The organism is Mediterraneibacter faecis, assembly GCF_055383675.1.
On the sequence record NZ_AP043803.1, the window covers coordinates 2,467,135 to 2,485,938 of the forward strand.

Below are 18,804 nucleotides of genomic sequence, written 5' to 3' on the forward strand. Positions count from 1 at the left end.
TTCAATTCTCCTGTATTTTATTTTGAATTTCAAACTATTTTAAGTATAAACTATTTTATTAAAATGTCAAGGAATATTGATTTTACGGATTAATCCGCAGATAAAAAACCCCGTTTTGATAGGCTCTTGCGATAACATATGATGATTCATAAAATGCACTAGTGACTCCCAGGCGGATTCCCGATTCCATTTGCTCCGGTTCTAACAGGCAATGATCCATTCGTTGACTTTGCTTCTCAATTTTTCAATTCTTGGGTAACGGTATGCCTCTCTTCTTTGACTTGCTTTGCAGTTTTGCGCTTCTCGGGTAACGATACGCTAGGAACTAACTGTAAAAACAAAAAGCAAGTCAACAAATGCAACCAAAACAGTTCTCTTGGAATTGCAAAATCATAAAAATAGAATCTCCCCTCATATCTGCCGGAACCAATTAGATTCCATTAGGTATGAGGGGAGATTCTATTTTTTAATCAAGTGCCAATGTTTTGGGTTTTATTGTTACAAATTGGCAATTCTTGATTCATGCGAAAAACTTAATTCAAATAATGGATCAATCTACAACAATCAGGCGTCCTTCAACTTCACGGCAAAGATGCGGTGTAACCATCATATATTCTTCTACAATATCTCGACTTGATGTGGCCAGTACACGAGGAAGTGCATTTTTTTTCGTTTCTTCCAGTGAAATATCCATAAAATCAGAGATATTCATAAAGTGATATTTTGAAAGAGCAATAGAATATAACTGATGCTCTTCAATAGGCTGGTCATTGAGACTAAGTTTCCGGAAAACCTGTTCTTTACGCGACCATATAATCTGCATACCGTGGGAGAACTGATAGAACTCCGTATGTTCTCCAAGAAAGGCTTCTTCGCGCAGGATAAAACGTAGCATATGTTCTAACTGTGCTCCGGTTACTTTCAGCATATAGACAGCTTCATCATATGGCAGGCATTCTACCAGGCTGTGATAATGTACGACAGGTCCCAATTCATAACTTCTGACTTCACCGGAACCGAGAAGCATCAGATCAATTCCAAGGCTGTCTTTCAGAATATCTGCGATCAGGTTACCAAGAGCTGTTTCCTGATTGCGGAGTGGATGCGTCAGACATTTGGTGAATCTTGTTACAATACGATCATACTTCTTGTCAGTTTCCCGCTTATACTGTGTTATAAATTGTTCCATAGCTTCGTCTTTTAGCGCAGTATCGTTGTTGATCGGAATCAACTGCCAGGTAAATGTATCGATTGCATTAAGATCAGTATCTACCATAATATCAAAGCGTCCGATCTGATCTGTGCCTGTACCGGCTTGCACGATATAGATATTATTAACAAGTGCAGGTTCTTCCAGAAACGTGTGTGAATGCCCACCGATGATTACATCCACACCCCAGGCTGGATCCAGTAAAGCTGCAAGCTTTTTATCTTCCTCGAATCCGATGTGTGTCAGAAGTACTGTGAAATCAATATCAATGGCATTGTAAGCATTGCATATATTGCCTACTTCCTGTGCTGCTTCGCTGATATCCACAAAGGAACCAATCAGTTCTTCTGCTTTTGTCTGTGCAAGTACATCCTCTGTTATTATTCCAATAAAAAGTATCTTCATGCCATCTATTTCAGCAATATAGTGAGGCTGAAACAGTCGCTTATGATTAGAGCGGATATGGAAGTTGGCATTGATAATCGGGAAGTTTGCACATTTCTCCAGAAACAGCAAATGCGCCAGACCATAATCAACCTCGTGGTTACCAATCGTTGCCACATCAGGCCCAAGTAGATTCATAATACCGATGGTTGATACGCCCTTGTACTCGGAATCGATAACAGAACCACGGAACATATCACCGGCAATAGCATAAAGCACATTCTTTTCCTGATTACGCACCATGTTCACATATCCTGAGAGAAGAGATACACCACCTACCAGCTTTTCATCAATCTGTTCTGCCAGAAAATCTCCGTGCATGTCGTTTGAATGAAGAATTATTAATTCCTTCAAGTTTTTCATAAATACCACCTCACTTAAAACAGTTCGTTCTTCGTGATGGTAAATTCTTGTAAAGTGTGTCCCCACGCACCCTACAAATAATATTGTAGTATTTTATTGTATTTTAACATGCTTATGTGACAAAGGCAATGGATGGTGTAGCGGGTTACAAATTTGTTGACTTTTCTCAGGTAACAGTTCCCCTATCTTCATTGACCTACATAGAATTATTGCCAATCTAGTCATCAAACATCACCAACTATCTTCCAAATACTCCCCCAGCTGTCGATACCTCCGACTCCTCTGACTGCTCCGTATACGCATAAAACTGTTCTTCTTGCTGGTGGTAATTCCTCATGATGCAAAGCATTTTCAATTTCAGATGCTGTATAAGGAAGGCATGAAAAAGCAAATTCCCGGTCTGAATTCCTGCATTGTCGCACATATAATACCACGGTATCTGATCCGGATAGTGACAGGTGCGTACCGAATTAATATTATTTCTGAGCATACATGCGATATCTGCTCGCATATCTTCTAATCCAATGCATCTTCCTGTTTTTGGATTCCACTCATGACGGTTTACTCCTGTAATAACCAGGCGTTTTCCATTTAAATAAATAATCTTATCAATAATCTCAATTCTTCCGAAACCAATATCGTAAGGAATTACTTCTACTAAACTTCCATCTTCTGCTTTAAGTTCTACATACGCATGATATAAATAAGGATCATGATTATCCCACAGTCTAACAGTTTCTAAATCAATACAGATTGTACCCTCTAAGTGGTCATTTTCTTTCTTTAACTGCACGGATTTTTCTGCTAACAGATTTTGCGGCACATATCGTCTGAAAACCGTCGAAAAGTTACCAACACACCGTCCTCGGGGAAGATTAGATTTCCAACTTATTTATATTGCCTCAGGAAAAGGAGAATTTTATTTTCATGGTAAGAAAGAAATTGTAAATGCCGGAAATATGGTGATCTACCGCCCCAAAGAAGAGCAACGCTACTACTATTATGGTGTAGACCAAACTGAAGTTTACTGGGTTCATTTTACTGGGAATAATATAACGAATATTTTGAGACAGCATGGTATTTCTGATGATATGCATATAATTTATACCGGTACTTCTCTTGAATATAAACGAATTTTTACATCTATTATAAATGAATTACGTTTTTGCAAAAGTGAGTACGAAGAACTTTGTGTTTATTATTTAATGGAACTCTTAATTCTGACGCACCGGCTTTCCAGTGAAAAGCCACGAAATACTTCTTTTAATATATCGGAAATTTCTCGAGCGATCGGATATGAAAACCCACTATATTTTAGCCGTATTTTCAAGAAACAAAGCGGGCTTTCCCCGTCTGAATATAGAAAAAAATATCAAATAATAATGTGAAACTAAATCGCTTTCTAAAAAAAGAACCCAGAATTGTTATTCAAAACAATGATATGCTACCCTCATATAGGACAATGAAATATAAAAGTCCTATATGGGGGTATTTTCATGTTCAGAAAGAGTAAGATAGAACCAGTAGAAAAAGTAAAAATAGTCGAACGCTACCTTGCAGGAGAAATTAGCATACGGCAAGCAGGAAAAGAATTGGGAGTTGATCATCATAGTATTCGAAATTGGATTTCTATTTATCAGTATGATGGACCAACTGGATTACTCAATCAACCGAAAAACAAATCTTATTCAAAAGATTTAAAAATATCTGCTATAAATGATTATCTTAACGGAGAAGGATCTCTTCAGGATATTTGCACAAAATACGGAATTCGTTCACACAAACAGCTTTCCGATTGGATTAAGGTGTATAATTCTGGTGGAATATTAAAAACATCCACTGGAGGTGCTTACATGAAAAAAGCAAAGAACACTACACTTGATGAGAGATTAAAAATAGTAACAGATTGTCTTGCAAATGATAAGAATTATGGTGCAATGGCACTCAAATATGATTGTTCCTATCAACAAGTACGCAATTGGGTAATACGATACGAAAAGATGGGTCAAGCGGGTCTGGAAGACAGACGTGGACGTCGTATAGCTTCTCTTCCAAGCAGAACACCTGAAGAAGAGCTACGTGACAAGATAGCTGAACTGGAAAGAAGAAATCTAGACTTACAAATGGAGAATGATCTGTTAAAAAAAGTCAGAGAACTGGAAAGGAGGGGTCGCTATCTTTAATCCATCGGTTAGCCGAATATGAAGCCATCCAAAAACTATCGTCTACTAAGCATTATCCCATAGATAGACTTTGTAAATATCTTAATGTTACACGTTCTGCGTATTACCGCTGGGTAAAATATCCGAAAAGTAATAATGAACTTCGAAACGAAAGACTATCCACTGAAATCCAAAGGATTCATAACCAGCATCCAGATATGGGATACCGAAGGATTCGTGATGAATTAGATGGACATAAAGGAATTCATGTGAATGATAAACGAGTACTTCGTATTTGTAGGAAATACGATATAAAATCAAATATTAAATGGAAACCTAAGAGTTGTACCAGAGGAGACAGAAATCCTGATCACATAGCAAAAAACTATTTACACCGTGAATTTCACGCCGAAAAACCGAATGAAAAGTGGCTTACAGATGTTTCTGAATTTAAATACTACAACGGAATAGAAGTTCATAAAGTTTATCTGAGTGCTATTTTAGATTTATATGATAGAAGGATTGTTTCCTTTAAAATCAGCGATCATAATGATAATCCATTAGTTATGGACACGTTTGATGAGGCTGTCCGTCAGGAGCCAGATGCACACCCATTAGTTCATTCTGATCGAGGCTTTCAATATACAAGCGCACAGTTTTATACTAGATTAAAAAAACATCATATGAAGCAGAGTATGTCTAGAGTTGCCCACTGTATTGACAATGGACCAATGGAAGGGTTTTGGGGAATTCTAAAACGAGAAATGTATTATAAACAGCGTTTTAATGGCAGAAGCTCTTTGATTACTGCGATAGCTAATTACATAGATTACTACAACAACCAACGACTTCAAAGGAAACTGCATGTAATGACACCAATGAAATATCATGAGCAATATACAAAAGCAGCATAAAATATCGCCAGCCATAGCATGGCTGACGATACAAAAATTTATTATTTTTTATTGTCCTCTTGACGGGGAGCATACCACAATTGTCGGTTCTTTTTTCTGTATAGATTTCCTGTTTTTGCAGTTCTCGGGCAACAATATCCTCTCTCTTCGTTGACTTGAACACTCTCACCATGCTTTAACAATGGAATATAATTCCCTTTCTGCTTTAAAATCAAAGAATCCTTTCGATTCTGCATATTTTATGTCTAAAAGAAAAGTATCTGTTGAGGATAAGACATATGCTGTAAATCTATATCTGGATGGAAAAGAAAGCCAACGGCGAATTGCCGATATGTTTGATGTAAGTCTTGCATCTGTCCAACAATGGATTCGAAACTATGAATCTATGGGAGTAAATGCATTCACATTGAAAGGAAATAAAAAATATTCCAAAGAATTGAAACAACAAGCAGTCTTAGATTATTTAGCAGGCCATGGTTCTCAAAATGATATTTGCAAAAAATGCGAGATCCGTTCAAAAGGTAAGTTACAAACTTGGATAAAGAAGTATAATGGTCATGTAGAATTAAAATCTTCTGGAACAGGAGGAAGCATTGTCATGACCAAAGGAAGAAAAACCACTTTTGAAGAACGGGTTGAAATAGTACAGTATTGTATCGCACATGATCGTAATTATGCCCAAACAGCAGAACAATACCAGGTGTCCTATCAACAGGCTCGCAATTATATAGTCAAATATGAAGCTGGTGGAGTGGAAGCTTTAAGAGATAACCGTGGCAAACGAAAACGTCCCGATGAAATGAGTGAATTAGAAAAGCTGCGTGCTGAAGTTAAAATTTTAAAAGCAGAGAAAGAACGTGCTGAAATGGAGGCATCTTTTTTAAAAAAACTCGAAGAAATAGAGAGGAGGCGGGGCTAAGCCTGGTCCGTCATGAACATATATATCAGGCAATCAAAGAAGAACATGAAGATCATAATTATTCAGTTGCTGCACTTTGTAAACTTGGTAATGTTTCTAGAGCAGCTTATTATAAATGGCTACACAGAGAAATTCCTAAAAGTGAGCAAAAGAATAGGCTTATTGCTGACGAGATAGAAAAGATTCATACAGACTCACCGGATAAAGGCTATCGAAGAATCAGAGATGATTTGGAACGATATCATGGTATTGATGTAAACGATAAACGTGTACTACGCATTTGCCGTAAACTTAATATAAAATCAACTGTCAAGTATTCTAACAACGGAGGCACAAGACAGGCTGCAAACCCTCAGTATATAGCGGAAAACATACTTAATCGGGAGTTCACTGCCAAAGCACCAAATGAAAAATGGCTCACTGATGTGACAGAATTCCATTATTATATTGGATTGGAAAAGCATAAAGTTTATCTAAGTGCAATACTGGATCTATATGATAGACGGATTGTTTCGTATGTTATTCGTGATAAGAACAACAATGCTTTGGTGTTTGATACGATAGACAATGCTTTACTTAGAAATCCTGGTGCGCAGCCACTGTTTCACAGTGACAGGGGGTTCCAATATACGAACAGGACATTTCATACAAAACTTGTAAATGCTGGAATAATACAAAGCATGTCGCGAGTTGCTAAATGTATCGACAATGGACCAATGGAAGGGTTTTGGGGAATTCTGAAGAGAGAGCGATACTATGGAAAACGATTCACTGATAGAAGTACTCTCGTAAAAATGATCGAAGATTATATAGATTACTACAACAACAAACGTTTGCAAAGGAATCTTGGAATTTTAACACCAATGGAAAAACATGAAATTTACTTGCAAGCTGCATAAAAACTGCCAGCAGATAAATTTCTGCTGGTAGGAAAAATTTATATTTTTTCAATTGTCTACTTGACGGGGAGCAGTTCAATAGCCGCTTCAACTATAGACAGAACTATTTCTATAACTTAATTTTTCCAAAATATAAACCTTAAAAAAAGCAGTATTATTAAAAAAGTAAAAACAAATTTTTCTGTTTTACAGTATGTTTGCATAGAAAAGTATTTCTTTCTACAGAAAGAGTAAATCATGGTACAAGCAAGTGAAATAGAAAAAAATATTTTAAAATTCATAGTATCTATGTGCTCAGGAAAGAACATCATAATAGACCAAAGAATCACGAGCAAAAGAACTATTATATAGTGGAAAATTTTTTGAATCTTATTATTATTCATATCACTCCTTTATAACCTCCTCTCTTTTTTCTTTATTCTGCTCTTCTTCCGTTTTTGTATTTGTATATTCCTGTTCTGCGTATTCTTTTATCTTCTGAACCGCGTCTTTTGGACTCCGTCCAGGACGGTATTCAAAACTTCCATTCGTGAACTTCAGCTCATAAATCGGCATCGACTGTTGTAATATTGCCTATTGGATGATGCAATCTATGACGGTAGGAATTCCTAACTTTCGCATTTCTCCGTCTGGTTTTGGAATTTCCACTCTTCTGACTGGGAATGGGGTATCATGCCCCTTTCGTATCCTCTCTGGCAGTTCATGGCAATCGAGTAGGAGGCTAAGCATTAGTTGATTAGCCAACCTCTCAATCAAGTAGGTAAGAAAATTTTCACCTCAAACTTCTTACGGAACCGTACGTGAAAGTCTTTCATGTTGACATGATATTGATCATTTAAATATTTCATATTGCTCTTGTTTAACTAACTCTGATTGAACTTCTTCAATATAACGATTATAATTTTCTATTGTTTCTTCTGCCTCTTGATTATTTGATTGTGTAGAAATACTATTCTTCAAATATTCTTGTTTTAATGATTCTAAATATTTTTCAATTGGTAAATTTATCTTATAAACTTCAAATTCATGCTGCCAATATCCTTCTTCCGAACCAAATTGACTTATAAGAGCCTGAGCCTCCTCACTATTAATCGAATCATTTATTGTAACTTTTAAATCATCTAAATAATCATTGATTTCATCATCAGACACAGAATATCCCGCTGCAATAGCTCTTTGATAAGTCGCATCGCGTCGTAACATATATTCTACTGCCTTATCTTCAGCGTCTGACTGTTCATACCCTGCTAAAATGTAGAATTCAGTAGCTTGTTCAATATCCTTTGTAGTAATAACGCCACCAGATTTACCTCTTGCATAAATAGACTCATCTGTTTTATCTCGATAGGAATTAAATAATTGTCCGGCTTTCTCCGTCAAATCAATATTAGATTCTTTTTCATTTATCACATAGATATTTTCGACTTTAAGTGGTCGAACGTCCGCATTATATGGGAAATAGTAAAATATAATTTTTGTACCTTCCTTTAAATTTTCTAATTCATAACTACAATTTCTACAATCTAATTGCAATGTATTGACATTTTTAAAATCCTCATCTTGTTCATTCAATTTATCCAAATGAACAACTATAATATTCTTATCTATAGATTCTACTATCCCGCTTCTGTTAAGATGGTATACCCCCGAAGAATACATTGTGTCATTTCTTTTTTTTAGTCCTAATAACGCCAAAAGCACACCCAAAATGCATAAGACATATATTATTTTTTTCTTCATTACGTTTCACCACACGTTTATTTTTAAAATGGAATGAACTCTGGCAGATGCCCCATTGATGATATGTATATATCTTTTGTATCATATTTTTTGTCAATAGAAACATCTTCCCATGAAGTTGGCTTACTCGACCTTTCACTCTTTATATTTGATACTTCAACAGATAATTATAATTTAAAGATAAAAAAGCATAATCTTTCGTCTCATCACGTTCGCTTTGATACGTTGCCGGTAGCACCGCAATTGTTGCCTTATAAGATGCCCCTACTATTGATCCACTGTTATTAACCCCGGGATAAAAAATAATAGAAGAAGGATATCCACCATTCTCTTGACTATATACAACATGCGCAGCTGTTGCCACATCGTTCGGACCAAAAAGCCATCCTGTTCCAAATGAACTTGCTCCATTGGGCCAAGTACAACTCACAACACCATAAGAGCAATATGGGAAAGTAGTACTTGATAAATTAGCAGGAATTCTATACCTATCATCACCATCAATAATCGCTCCATATGTTTGAATTCCAGTACTGATTCCCTCTGGAATGTATGAGTCAACTGAATCACTATTTTGTTCCTCAATTTCTACTGTCTTCATCTCATTAGTCTTTAAATCAAACTCAATCATTTCACTTGATTCGGCTGCAAATACAGGTATTCCATGTAACAAAAAGCATATTCCTATAATAGTAGCACTCAATTTAAATTTTTGTTTAGCTCTCATTTAGTTGCCTCCTTCATAAATAGCAACATCATCTACTGAATACAATAGAATGGGATAATGTATTTTCATTGGAGCCATCTTCTGAATTCGGATAATAATATACTTTTACCTCCTCCCCTATCTCATATTTATCCTCAAAATCTCCAAATGGCTTTATCCAATATACATTCTCAAATTCGTCTTTTATAGCAATATTATTGGGATAATTAATTTGTACAACATATCCTGATATACTTTGTATTTCTGACAAATATAAAATAGTCAATAATCCTAGTAGTAAAATTAAAATTGAGGTTACTTTTATAATATCTTTTTTCACATATTTTTGTATTTTCATATTGCTCCTTCAATATTTATATCTTGATCTTAAACTTACGAAATCGAATCTACTAATTGAACATGCTAAAAAGACATACTATTCCCTAAATCACTCTGTTCCTCAAAAATAATATGTCTTATATTCACCACATTTTTGATTTTATCATTTTTCCATTTTATGCACAATATTTTCAACGATTCATTTATATTTTCAGCAAGACTTACAATTCTCACTTGGTTATTTTATATATATCACACAATTCTTTTTCGAAAAAGGGCAATGAGATTTCTCCCACACCCTTTGTCATTTCTTACCTATTTACGATTCCGCTCCATCTCCATCCCCTGATACCGCCTCGGCATTGGCTTTCCCTGTTTCTTTGCAACCTCACAGCGGTGTTTATACAAACGCAAAAGGACAGATTTCCTCTTCTTTGGTACTTCTGGATTCTCCTTTTTCGGTAGCAGATTGTTGATTCTTCCATCGATCATATTGTAATTCTGTTCCTCTGCCATTTCTGCAGATCGAAGGTATTCCCCATTGATAAAGTATTTCTGCCATACCGAAAGCCGTTCTTTGGTAGCTCCCTTTCGCTATACTCTATGTACTGAATATTTAATTGTTGTAAATTATCATGATTTAAAACATGGCTCAAGAGCATTTGCTGTTCGTATTTTTTTGAGAGCTGTCCTGTCAGTTTTCCGATCAGTAAAACAAAATAAATCAAATACAAGGACCAGTACGGTGGAATATTAAAAGTCTCTTTTCCTTCCGATTGTGTATAAGGAACTGTCCCCTGAAAAAAGCAGATTACATAATCCCAAAAGTGAAGTTTCCACTCCTGTCCATTCACAGTATTATATTGTTGGATCAGATTACGAAAACCTACACACTGCACGAGAACCATCAAAAATACAAAGCCATACTTTTTCCAACTTTCTTTAAAAAATATTTTCAGGTTAACTTTCCACATGGCCTCATCTCCTATCTCCAGATATCTCTCCGCTCAATCATCTTTTCCCCTATCAGTTTCTCGATGAATAAAACGACAATTCCAATCAGAATAATTCCCAGCCACTTACCAGGCGTATTCCATGATGTCTGCCAGACTGCGAACAGGCTAAAATAGATCTTTCCATGGTGAAATGCCTCTATTCCGAGTGGAACCAAAAGAACAATCCAAATAAAAAACAGAGTCTTTGGATACCACAAAAAAATATCTACCATTACAAAAAGTAAGATCAGTTTTAAAACATACATCAACCAGATAACGACGGCCACGGATAAAAAATGGGACTTTACAACGTTTCCTGTCTGACCAAAATAAACACTTTCCATAGTATCCCAATTGATCAGATTTCTGCTAAAGATCCAGCCAGTAAATGTAGCCATTAGGATAATTATAAAAGAAATCCCCGCAGCATATACCAGACTCTCCTTCAGTTGTTGCTGAAACATTCTTTTTCTCGATTGATACCGTAAGATATATTGAATGTTCAGACTGTCCTGTTTGCATCTGATTACGAAAAAAAGTACAAGCGGAAATATGGTCAATCCACTATAAATTGCTCCCTGCTGTGCAATAACATAGTCTATCGTACTGGCCGAAAGATTATAAAACTGATACATCTTCTCCTGCTCGGACACTGTCCAAAAAGAACAAACTATCATCCAGATCAGTTCAGCTGTCAGAAGCCATCTATGTTTTATCAAAGAATCTCTCACATGATAAAATGTCTGTTTTGATTTAGAATACATCTTCCTTCGCCCCTTTTTTCATAAATACAAAGAACGTTACTGGAATTCCAATCCCCATTGAAACCACTGGAATCCACCATGCGACGATTCCATGTCCCGGCTGAACCCAATATACACTGGAATAAGCAATATTATTTGTAATTGTACAGATAACATGCAGAATCAGTTGTACAAAAAACGGAAAGATCAATACAACAATTTTATAATCTGACAAAAAATTTACAGATAAACAAACACAAGCCCAAATTCCTGACATCAAAAATTGAACTACCAGAAAAAACGTTGTATATATCATAGGATGCGTAAAGAAAATCTTATAAAACAGCATCAACGGTGTAAGTATATTATCTCCCATTGTTGAAAGCGGTGCTAAGTTTGGCAGAAGAACCAGACTGCACATTAAATTGAAAATCAATGGAACAAGAACTGCAATTCCCCCGCTCAGAAAAGCAGCAGCATATTTTGCTTTGAGATAATCTTCTCTCTTTGTTCTCATATAAATATTTTTTATTACTCCTTCTTTGCAGTCCTCAAAATAAGAAGTTCCAAATGGAAGGCTTGCAAGGATAGGTAGAATTAAGAAGAATATAAATCCTTCCAAATTCGACGGACTTCCAGCCATCCATGTTTCCACAGCACTATGTGGCGACAGAATTGGAAATTCGTTATAGAAATTCGTTAGATTAGCTCGATAGGCGGGAATGATTTCCTGAATTACATGCGCAGTTCCAATAAGGATTCCTATTAGTATGGATAATGCCATCCCGTTTCCTCTCATTGCCCGTTTCATCTCTGTCTTAAAAATCTGTTTCATGCTTTTCCCTCTTTCTTGAGTTATATTTTCAAATAGAAAATAAAGGTGACGCTATCGGTGGGAAAGACTTATATAAAATATAAGCTGCGAGAAAATTCTTCGCATTCTTTCACAGCTTACATTTTATAATTTACTTCAGTTTCACTTTGTATCATCAATTCAATATAATATAACGACGGATATCATACTCCGGATTATCAATAACAGCTCCCGTTGGATTGATCTCCAAATAAATTGCTTCAGATTTCAATAATTCATCGTTTGCAACAAAAATCAATGCCATTTGTTTTTCTTCTCCTGGTTCAAAAGTCTCAGCATAGTAATTATGATTTAGAACCCTTGGTGTCTCTTCACCTAGATAAGACACTTCTCCCACATAGTCCTCATATTCTGATGGTGGAAAGAGGAATCTCAGTCGAATATAACCCCAGATAAGATCGTTCTCTATCTTTTTATCGCTCTGATTTTTCACGGAAAGATTAACTACAATATAAGAGAAATCATTCGTGATATTTCCCTGCTCATCTAATTCAGCTCCCGGATAATTGGAAAGATCTTTTCCTTTTGGAAGTACATAACCAGGATACTCTTTTCCTCTTGTCCAAGATAAAACTGTAAAACTATACTTCGTACTTGCTATTTGCTTTCCTGTAGAAACAACATTTTTTGCATCAACTCCTAGTTTGTTTGCAAATTCTTTAGATACTTCATCTGGCTCCTCTTCTTGGGCTACCACATCAAGACTTTTTTTTAATTCATTTTCTTTTTCTATATTCTCTTTACTTATGCTACCTGTTCCGCTTTGTAAGAAATTAACAGATAGTAACACGAATATAATGACAAAAGAAACACCCGCACAAGTTATTATTTTCTTCTTCACAACTATTTCCTTCCGTCATTCCTTCCCAACATAAACGACTCCTGTATGACACATGTTTTCAGTTATTTCATAACATCCTCCTGTTCCATTCAGATTCAAATATAAATTCTTAATATCTTTTTCATTAACAATCCATGCCATATTGACTTGAACACTCTCACCAGGCTTTAACGATGGAATATAATTCTTCCCTTGACCATAGTCATCTTGTACGCTGGAATAAGTCATTTCAGCTGTTTTGGCAACACTGTCACTTATATAATAATCATAATCCTCACCAGCTTCTGTACCAGGCATGTAAATAGTATACGTGCCATCATTCTGTTTCGAAAGAGCAATCAGCGTGCCTAGATAGAGCATATGATTGAGTTCTTCCTCTGATATATTTGTGTATGTGACAGTCAAAAACAGTAATTTCTGATCCATGTTTTCTTCTCTTACAACTGAATCCAGATTATTTACACCATCACCTTTTTTTATATATGATAAATGATTCTGTACCAGTTTTCCGTTTGCATCAACTGCCGTCTTCCAGACTTTCGGAATTTTATCACTGTCTAAAAGCTGTAAATTATCTGCGATCTGTACTTTATCTACACAAGCTGTCACCTTATCTGTAGTAATGTTATTTCCGTTATTATCTTCAGCATAAGAATCTAAATTAAAAGCTTCTCCAATTTGACGAACCGACAGCTGACCATTTGTTACATCTATTTTATCTGCATAGACTGTCGGTTCAATAATATCACTCCAGGTAATCATGTCAGCAGTTTTGATCATTTCATCCTCTTCCGTAATCACAAGATTTTCAGCAAATTTATATGCTTCTTCTTTTGAAATTGTATTTCCAATATAGAGTGTCAAAACACGATATTCTTTCGGACAGAGAAGATAAATTCTTTGATCAAATGAGTTTTCTCCATTTATTGTATTGTATTTGAGATAAATTCCATCATAGGATCCGAAAACATGATTTTCACTTTCTATAACATTTCTATCCAACAATGATTTATCCAGACTCTTCTCATCCATCAAAACAGTATCAACGGTTATCCCTGCTGTATCAAGTGTATCTTTATAGCCTAACTTATACCCTTCGGCGATCCATTCCATCCCTTCCGGAATATAGTTTGATGTGACAGAGATTTCATGAATCTCTTCTGGAAGTTTTACGTCTTCAGAATTCTCATCTGATTTTATAGTAGTTAAAGTACCGTAGTTTCCCTGTTTTTCAAGGTACATATGATAAAGCTTTGTTCCTGCATAAGCAACGGTTGATGTTGCAATAATGCACACAGCTGCCGCAGCCGCTACCCTACTTATACTTCGGTTTAACTTGCTTTTTCTCTGCATTGGTGTAAGGTTTGATGAATTTACTTGTTTTTCTACTTCTTCCTGAATCATATCGTGAACAAAATCCGGAATATCTGGAAAGTCGTTTTTTAATTCGTCTAATCTCATATAAAAATCTCCTCCAATTGAATCTTCTTTTTCAGCGTTTTCCTCGCCCTTACAAGTCTCTTTTGTACAGCGCCTTCGGATATCTCAAGGATCTGAGCAATCTCTCTTATATTGAACTCCTCCATATAATAAAGGATCACCGGAATCCGCAGTTCTTCTTTCAGTTCGTTTACAGCTCTATACAATTCACTGTAATCCCGATTCTCTTTAGGTTGCTTCATATTTTCTGCATATCCTTCATCCAAAGGTTCATTGACGTTGATGCGCCTTGCAATGTTATAGCATTCATTGATTAATATCCGCATCAACCAGGTCTTTGCATAGCGATCTTTTTTTAATGTATCTATTTTAGAAAATGCTTTCACAATCGATTCTTGTATTGCATCAGCACAATCCTGGTCATCTGACAAAATTGTTTTTGCTGTTGCATACAATTGTCGCTCTGATGAAAGAATCAATTCTCCAAGTGCCTCCTTCGTCAATTTGGTACCCCCTTTTTGCCAGCCAGCTTTTATTTACATAGATTAGACGGATTCAAAACGAAAATATCCCCTTAATTTTCAAAAATAATTGTTTTTTGTTTCAAGCGAGCTCTAACATTTTTGCAGTTTTCTTATATTATCTCATAGATTAACTCATTCATATAAAGAAACATCAGCAAATCATTCATTGATCTACTGATTATTGGGACATTTACTTTTGCTTATATCATTAATTCTACTTTAAACCTATTGAATTCGATATGTTTAAAATTCAGAAAGCATTTTTTATAACATTTGATTTCTTTTATTAATTATGCTAAAATTTTTATATAATTATCATATTTATGAAGGGAGGCATTATATTGGCTTCAACAATTCGAGATGTTGCCGCTCGTGCCGGACTTTCTGTCGGTACAGTTTCTAAATACATTAATGGCAAAACTGTAAAAGAAAATACTCGTTTAGCTATAGAAGAAGCAATCAAAGAACTTGATTTTCATCCAAACAATATCGCAAAAGGACTACGCAATGCAAAATCTTTCTCTGTTGCTATTTTGTTGCCAATGTTAGATTCTACATTTTGTACTTCTATGATTTCATCAATCGAATCAACATTATTACCTTTAGGATATAGTGTTATTGTGTGCGAATGCCACAACAATGCAGAAATGGAATTGCGAAAAACTCAGTATCTAATTGATCGTATGGTTGATGGAATCGTTCTGATTCCGTACGCCTCCGATGGTAAACAAATTGAAATGATTCAGAAAAGTAATATTCCATTGATTCTACTTGACCAGGAAATCCAAGATCATGCAACAGATTGCATCGTTCTTGATAATGAACTGGCGGGATATGAATCTACTCAACGTTTAATTGATTTGGGACATAAAGATATTGCTATTATCACCGGAAGTCCGAATCATTATACTAGTAATGGACGTCTAAATGGATATAAAAAAGCGATGACAAACGCTGGTTTAACAATTACAGATGATTATATTCAATGCGGAGATTACTGTATAGACGGTGGTTATGAAGCTATGATGCGTTTGTGCAAACTCCAAAAAAGACCAACAGCCATATTCATCAGTAACTATGATATGACTATTGGTGCTTATCTTGCAATTAACTATTTACGATTAAAAATACCAGATGATATCTCGGTTATTGGATTTGACAACTTTCCACTTGCAAATGTAGTAAATCCACCACTGTCTTTTGCTGAACAGCCTACTAATGTCATGGGCACAGAGGCTGGAAAACTTCTTTACAGACGTATTTGTGGTGACTACTCTGATTATCCAAAAACGATAATGCACAAACCAACCATGCATTATAAGGAAAGCATCCGTCAATTAACATGATTAAATCCATTCACAGGAGTGCAGATCTATGATTTGCTGCTCCTGTTTTTTTAATTCTATTTTTTCCGTTAACTTCTTATTTCCATAAAAAATATTTATAGACTGATCTACAGAAGAACAAAGTGAAATCGAAATTGGTTTTTTATTTTTCCATGCGATATCCACCTCAACTCCACCTACAGCCAGAAGACCTTTTACTTTTCCGCTTTCCCAACTCTCTGGTAATGCTGGAAGAATAGTAATTTTTCCATCTTCACTACTCAAAAGCATTTCAGCAACAGCACTTGCACTTCCAAAATTACCGTCGATCTGGAATACTTCCCTTTCTCCTTCCGTTTCACCTAATGGCGGATGAAGGTCAAAAAGGTTGTTATAAACTGATTGCCGTAACAACTCTTCATAGTAGTAATTAGCTTTCGTTCCATCACCTAATCTTGCCCACAAGTTAATGAGCCATGCACAACTCCATCCTATTTGCTGTTTATAGTTTGCAACCTTTTCTTCAATGAACTTCTGACATGCTTTTACTAATTCAGTATCTGTTTTCTTTATTGAGTGTCCCGGATGGAATCCAAATACCGGAGAGAAATGTCGATGTCCAACATCAAATTCTTCGAAATCTTTAATCCATTCCTGAATCTTTCCTGTTCTTCCAATCTGATAATTTGGTAATAACTTACTGCGCTCATTCACTTGTTCGATCAAATCCTCTTTGATTCCAAGAACATTACATGCTTCCAAATAGTTAGCAAATAATTCTTTTATAATTGCTAAATCCATTGTTGTCATGTAACTCACGCCACAAGCATGTCCTTCCCCATCTTTAAATGTATTTTCTGGTGAGGTAGAAGGTGCTGTATAATAAAGGCCATCTTCTCTTTGTTGTAACCAATCAAGACAAAACAAAACAGATCCTCTCAATGATGGATATATTTTATTTTTCAAGTACTCCAAATCTCTTGAATATCTATAGTATTCATAACTTTGTGAGCACAACCATACACCGCCCATCGGCCAGTACGCATATTTAGGTTCGCCATCTACTGGACCAGTCTGTCTCCATATATCAACATTATGATTTGCTGTCCAACCTGAACAATGACACTGTTTCTTTGCTGTTTCTTCTCCGGCATGACTTAATTCTTCGACGAAATCTACAAATGCTGTAAAGCTTTCAATTAGATTACATGGCCCGTTAAGCCAATAGTTCATTTCGGTATTAATATTGATTGTCCAGTTACTGCTCCATACAGGTCTTATACTTTCACTCCAAATACCTTGTAAATTTGCCGGTTGGGTTCCTTTTCGTGAACATGCTATCATCAGATAACGATTATAATGGAAAAACAGACATGACAACCCCAAATCCTGTTTTCCATTCTGAACACGTTTCAAACGTTCATCTGTTGGTAAATCATTTTCTATTTCTTCTAATTCAAGTGATACATTTTTATAAACAGATTGATAATCTGCTATATGTTCTTCCTCAAGTTCTTTATATGTTTTTGAATTCAACTTCTGAATCTGATTACCGCAGCTCTTTTCACACACTTCTGGATTCGTTTCAATCCTTTGATTGTATTTCTTATATCCATCCGCTGCTGTCAAGTAAAACACTACTTCTTCAGCTTCTTGAATTTTCAAACCGTCTAAATCTGCACTAACCGTTCCACCTTTATGAGTAACCTGCAAATAACAACAAAATGCCATTCCTGGATTCTTCTCATCATATACAATCGGATTTTCGCAAGCAACATAATTAGGTTGTACATTAGACGGTGCATTTCCGCTTACATACAAACAGCAATCCTTTTCTGTCTTGATTGTATGCTGCACTTCGCTATCAAGCTTCACTTTCAAATCCAATTTGTCCATTCCGTTGGCTGTAATCTTAATTACAAGTGCTTTTGCCGGATTTGATATAAACATCTTAGAGATATATTCTGTTTCATGATTTTTGAATTTTGAAGTAAATATAGCATTTTCTAGGTCAAGGAATCGCACATATTCTTTTGGTTCATCGACCTTTTCAAACACATAACTGAGAATTCCTAAAGGCATATAAGATTCATTATAAAATCCGAGCATATTCTTCTTCATATACTCTTCTGCTTCCCAAAATTTTTCTTCAAAGATTAATTTTCTTGCCTGCTCAAGTGTACTTGAATCAATCTCTTTTTCTTCTCTATGTCCTGTTCCTGACCAAAATGTGTCATAATTTAAAGTGATTTTTTCCTCCGGAACGCCTCCATAAACCATTGCTCCAAGAGATCCATTTCCTAGTGGTAGTGCTTCTGTAAATGATTTTGCCGGTGAAATATATTTTAATGTTTTATTCATAGCAT

The 18,804-nt window shown here is 35.6% G+C and carries 18 protein-coding genes and 3 pseudogenes; 6 read left to right on the forward strand and 15 right to left on the reverse strand.

Features of this window, described 5'->3' with window-relative positions; genetic code table 11:
* Positions 1 to 550 precede the first annotated feature (550 nt).
* The 3 genes and pseudogenes from ACZ47Z_RS11565 to ACZ47Z_RS11575 form a co-directional block, all read right to left on the reverse strand.
* Positions 551 to 2,017, reverse strand: coding sequence for a bifunctional metallophosphatase/5'-nucleotidase (locus ACZ47Z_RS11565; RefSeq protein WP_055158548.1), 1,467 nt, complete (start codon positions 2,015 to 2,017; stop codon positions 551 to 553).
* A 224-nt stretch (positions 2,018 to 2,241) separates the two neighbouring features.
* A pseudogene (locus ACZ47Z_RS11570) lies at positions 2,242 to 2,421 on the reverse strand (beta-galactosidase small subunit-related protein); the annotation flags it as partial.
* Positions 2,421 to 2,834: pseudogene (locus tag ACZ47Z_RS11575) on the reverse strand (glycoside hydrolase family 2 TIM barrel-domain containing protein); the annotation flags it as partial. The pseudogenes ACZ47Z_RS11575 and ACZ47Z_RS11570, both read right to left, overlap by 1 nt.
* A 13-nt stretch (positions 2,835 to 2,847) precedes the next feature.
* On the opposite strand from ACZ47Z_RS11575, the gene ACZ47Z_RS11580 reads away from it, so the two are divergent.
* The 5 genes from ACZ47Z_RS11580 to ACZ47Z_RS11600 all read left to right on the forward strand — a co-directional run bounded on the left by ACZ47Z_RS11580 (position 2,848) and on the right by ACZ47Z_RS11600 (position 6,911).
* Entirely contained in the window at positions 2,848 to 3,405 is a 558-nt protein-coding gene (locus tag ACZ47Z_RS11580) for an AraC family transcriptional regulator (protein ID WP_070103539.1), read from the forward strand.
* Between the two features lie 108 nt (positions 3,406 to 3,513).
* Entirely contained in the window at positions 3,514 to 4,200 is a 687-nt protein-coding gene (locus ACZ47Z_RS11585; protein WP_054754427.1) for a helix-turn-helix domain-containing protein, read from the forward strand.
* A complete protein-coding gene (locus ACZ47Z_RS11590; RefSeq protein ID WP_464526057.1) occupies positions 4,200 to 5,093 on the forward strand; it encodes an IS3 family transposase in 894 nt (297 codons plus the stop codon). The genes ACZ47Z_RS11585 and ACZ47Z_RS11590 overlap by 1 nt, the downstream gene beginning before the upstream one ends.
* A gap of 181 nt (positions 5,094 to 5,274) precedes the next feature.
* Positions 5,275 to 6,012 carry a helix-turn-helix domain-containing protein gene (locus ACZ47Z_RS11595; RefSeq protein ID WP_464525594.1) on the forward strand — a complete coding sequence of 246 codons (738 nt, stop codon included), beginning with the start codon at positions 5,275 to 5,277 and terminating at the stop codon, positions 6,010 to 6,012.
* Positions 6,013 to 6,044: 32 nt separating this feature from the next.
* A complete protein-coding gene (locus ACZ47Z_RS11600; protein ID WP_055158557.1) occupies positions 6,045 to 6,911 on the forward strand; it encodes an IS3 family transposase in 867 nt (288 codons plus the stop codon).
* A gap of 444 nt (positions 6,912 to 7,355) precedes the next feature.
* Here the strand turns inward: ACZ47Z_RS11600 and ACZ47Z_RS11605 are convergent.
* The 11 genes and pseudogenes from ACZ47Z_RS11605 to ACZ47Z_RS11655 all read right to left on the reverse strand — a co-directional run.
* A pseudogene (locus tag ACZ47Z_RS11605) lies at positions 7,356 to 7,613 on the reverse strand (group II intron reverse transcriptase/maturase); the annotation flags it as partial.
* Positions 7,614 to 7,742: 129 nt separating this feature from the next.
* Entirely contained in the window at positions 7,743 to 8,651 is a 909-nt protein-coding gene (locus ACZ47Z_RS11610; RefSeq protein ID WP_196021812.1) for a hypothetical protein, read from the reverse strand.
* A gap of 142 nt (positions 8,652 to 8,793) precedes the next feature.
* The gene (locus tag ACZ47Z_RS11615) at positions 8,794 to 9,378 is read right to left on the reverse strand and encodes a trypsin-like serine peptidase (protein WP_055173634.1); all 585 of its coding nucleotides are present in this window, start codon (positions 9,376 to 9,378) and stop codon (positions 8,794 to 8,796) included.
* A 28-nt stretch (positions 9,379 to 9,406) separates the two neighbouring features.
* The gene (locus tag ACZ47Z_RS11620; RefSeq protein WP_196021810.1) at positions 9,407 to 9,715 is read right to left on the reverse strand and encodes a hypothetical protein; all 309 of its coding nucleotides are present in this window, start codon (positions 9,713 to 9,715) and stop codon (positions 9,407 to 9,409) included.
* A 296-nt stretch (positions 9,716 to 10,011) separates the two neighbouring features.
* Positions 10,012 to 10,188 (reverse strand): hypothetical protein, encoded by a 177-nt coding sequence (locus ACZ47Z_RS11625; RefSeq protein ID WP_233447185.1) that lies wholly within the window; start codon positions 10,186 to 10,188, stop codon positions 10,012 to 10,014.
* The gene (locus ACZ47Z_RS11630; RefSeq protein WP_054751789.1) at positions 10,185 to 10,670 is read right to left on the reverse strand and encodes a hypothetical protein; all 486 of its coding nucleotides are present in this window, start codon (positions 10,668 to 10,670) and stop codon (positions 10,185 to 10,187) included. Before ACZ47Z_RS11630 ends, ACZ47Z_RS11625 begins: the two co-directional genes overlap by 4 nt.
* An 11-nt stretch (positions 10,671 to 10,681) precedes the next feature.
* Positions 10,682 to 11,455, reverse strand: coding sequence for a hypothetical protein (locus ACZ47Z_RS11635; protein ID WP_196021806.1), 774 nt, complete (start codon positions 11,453 to 11,455; stop codon positions 10,682 to 10,684).
* Positions 11,445 to 12,269 carry a hypothetical protein gene (locus ACZ47Z_RS11640; RefSeq protein WP_198425542.1) on the reverse strand — a complete coding sequence of 275 codons (825 nt, stop codon included), beginning with the start codon at positions 12,267 to 12,269 and terminating at the stop codon, positions 11,445 to 11,447. The genes ACZ47Z_RS11635 and ACZ47Z_RS11640 overlap by 11 nt, the downstream gene beginning before the upstream one ends.
* A gap of 154 nt (positions 12,270 to 12,423) precedes the next feature.
* On the reverse strand, positions 12,424 to 13,149 hold the full coding sequence (locus ACZ47Z_RS11645; protein ID WP_155204059.1) for a hypothetical protein: 726 nt from the start codon (positions 13,147 to 13,149) through the stop codon (positions 12,424 to 12,426).
* 15 nt (positions 13,150 to 13,164) lie between these two features.
* Positions 13,165 to 14,610, reverse strand: a complete 1,446-nt coding sequence (locus tag ACZ47Z_RS11650; RefSeq protein WP_155204061.1) for a DUF4367 domain-containing protein — start codon at positions 14,608 to 14,610, stop codon at positions 13,165 to 13,167.
* Positions 14,607 to 15,092 (reverse strand): RNA polymerase sigma factor, encoded by a 486-nt coding sequence (locus ACZ47Z_RS11655; protein ID WP_054751776.1) that lies wholly within the window; start codon positions 15,090 to 15,092, stop codon positions 14,607 to 14,609. The genes ACZ47Z_RS11650 and ACZ47Z_RS11655 overlap by 4 nt, the downstream gene beginning before the upstream one ends.
* A gap of 362 nt (positions 15,093 to 15,454) precedes the next feature.
* Between ACZ47Z_RS11655 and ACZ47Z_RS11660 the strand changes: the two genes are divergently transcribed.
* Positions 15,455 to 16,459 (forward strand): LacI family DNA-binding transcriptional regulator, encoded by a 1,005-nt coding sequence (locus ACZ47Z_RS11660; RefSeq protein WP_173021114.1) that lies wholly within the window; start codon positions 15,455 to 15,457, stop codon positions 16,457 to 16,459.
* Here ACZ47Z_RS11660 and ACZ47Z_RS11665 read toward each other — a convergent pair whose 3' ends face one another.
* A complete protein-coding gene (locus ACZ47Z_RS11665; protein ID WP_155204066.1) occupies positions 16,460 to 18,799 on the reverse strand; it encodes a glycoside hydrolase family 95 protein in 2,340 nt (779 codons plus the stop codon).
* Positions 18,800 to 18,804: the final 5 nt, after the last annotated feature.

Coding starts and splice junctions, on each gene's coding strand:
- ACZ47Z_RS11595 (WP_464525594.1), top strand. CDS start 5,275: ATGGAATATAATTCCCTTTCTGCTTTAAAATCAAAGAATCCTTTCGAT.
- ACZ47Z_RS11585 (WP_054754427.1), top strand. CDS start 3,514: ATGTTCAGAAAGAGTAAGATAGAACCAGTAGAAAAAGTAAAAATAGTC.
- ACZ47Z_RS11565 (WP_055158548.1), bottom strand. CDS start 2,017: ATGAAAAACTTGAAGGAATTAATAATTCTTCATTCAAACGACATGCAC.
- ACZ47Z_RS11635 (WP_196021806.1), bottom strand. CDS start 11,455: ATGTATTCTAAATCAAAACAGACATTTTATCATGTGAGAGATTCTTTG.
- ACZ47Z_RS11620 (WP_196021810.1), bottom strand. CDS start 9,715: ATGAAAATACAAAAATATGTGAAAAAAGATATTATAAAAGTAACCTCA.
- ACZ47Z_RS11640 (WP_198425542.1), bottom strand. CDS start 12,269: ATGAAACAGATTTTTAAGACAGAGATGAAACGGGCAATGAGAGGAAAC.
- ACZ47Z_RS11650 (WP_155204061.1), bottom strand. CDS start 14,610: ATGAGATTAGACGAATTAAAAAACGACTTTCCAGATATTCCGGATTTT.
- ACZ47Z_RS11630 (WP_054751789.1), bottom strand. CDS start 10,670: ATGTGGAAAGTTAACCTGAAAATATTTTTTAAAGAAAGTTGGAAAAAG.
- ACZ47Z_RS11615 (WP_055173634.1), bottom strand. CDS start 9,378: ATGAGAGCTAAACAAAAATTTAAATTGAGTGCTACTATTATAGGAATA.
- ACZ47Z_RS11610 (WP_196021812.1), bottom strand. CDS start 8,651: ATGAAGAAAAAAATAATATATGTCTTATGCATTTTGGGTGTGCTTTTG.
- ACZ47Z_RS11665 (WP_155204066.1), bottom strand. CDS start 18,799: ATGAATAAAACATTAAAATATATTTCACCGGCAAAATCATTTACAGAA.
- ACZ47Z_RS11625 (WP_233447185.1), bottom strand. CDS start 10,188: ATGATCGATGGAAGAATCAACAATCTGCTACCGAAAAAGGAGAATCCA.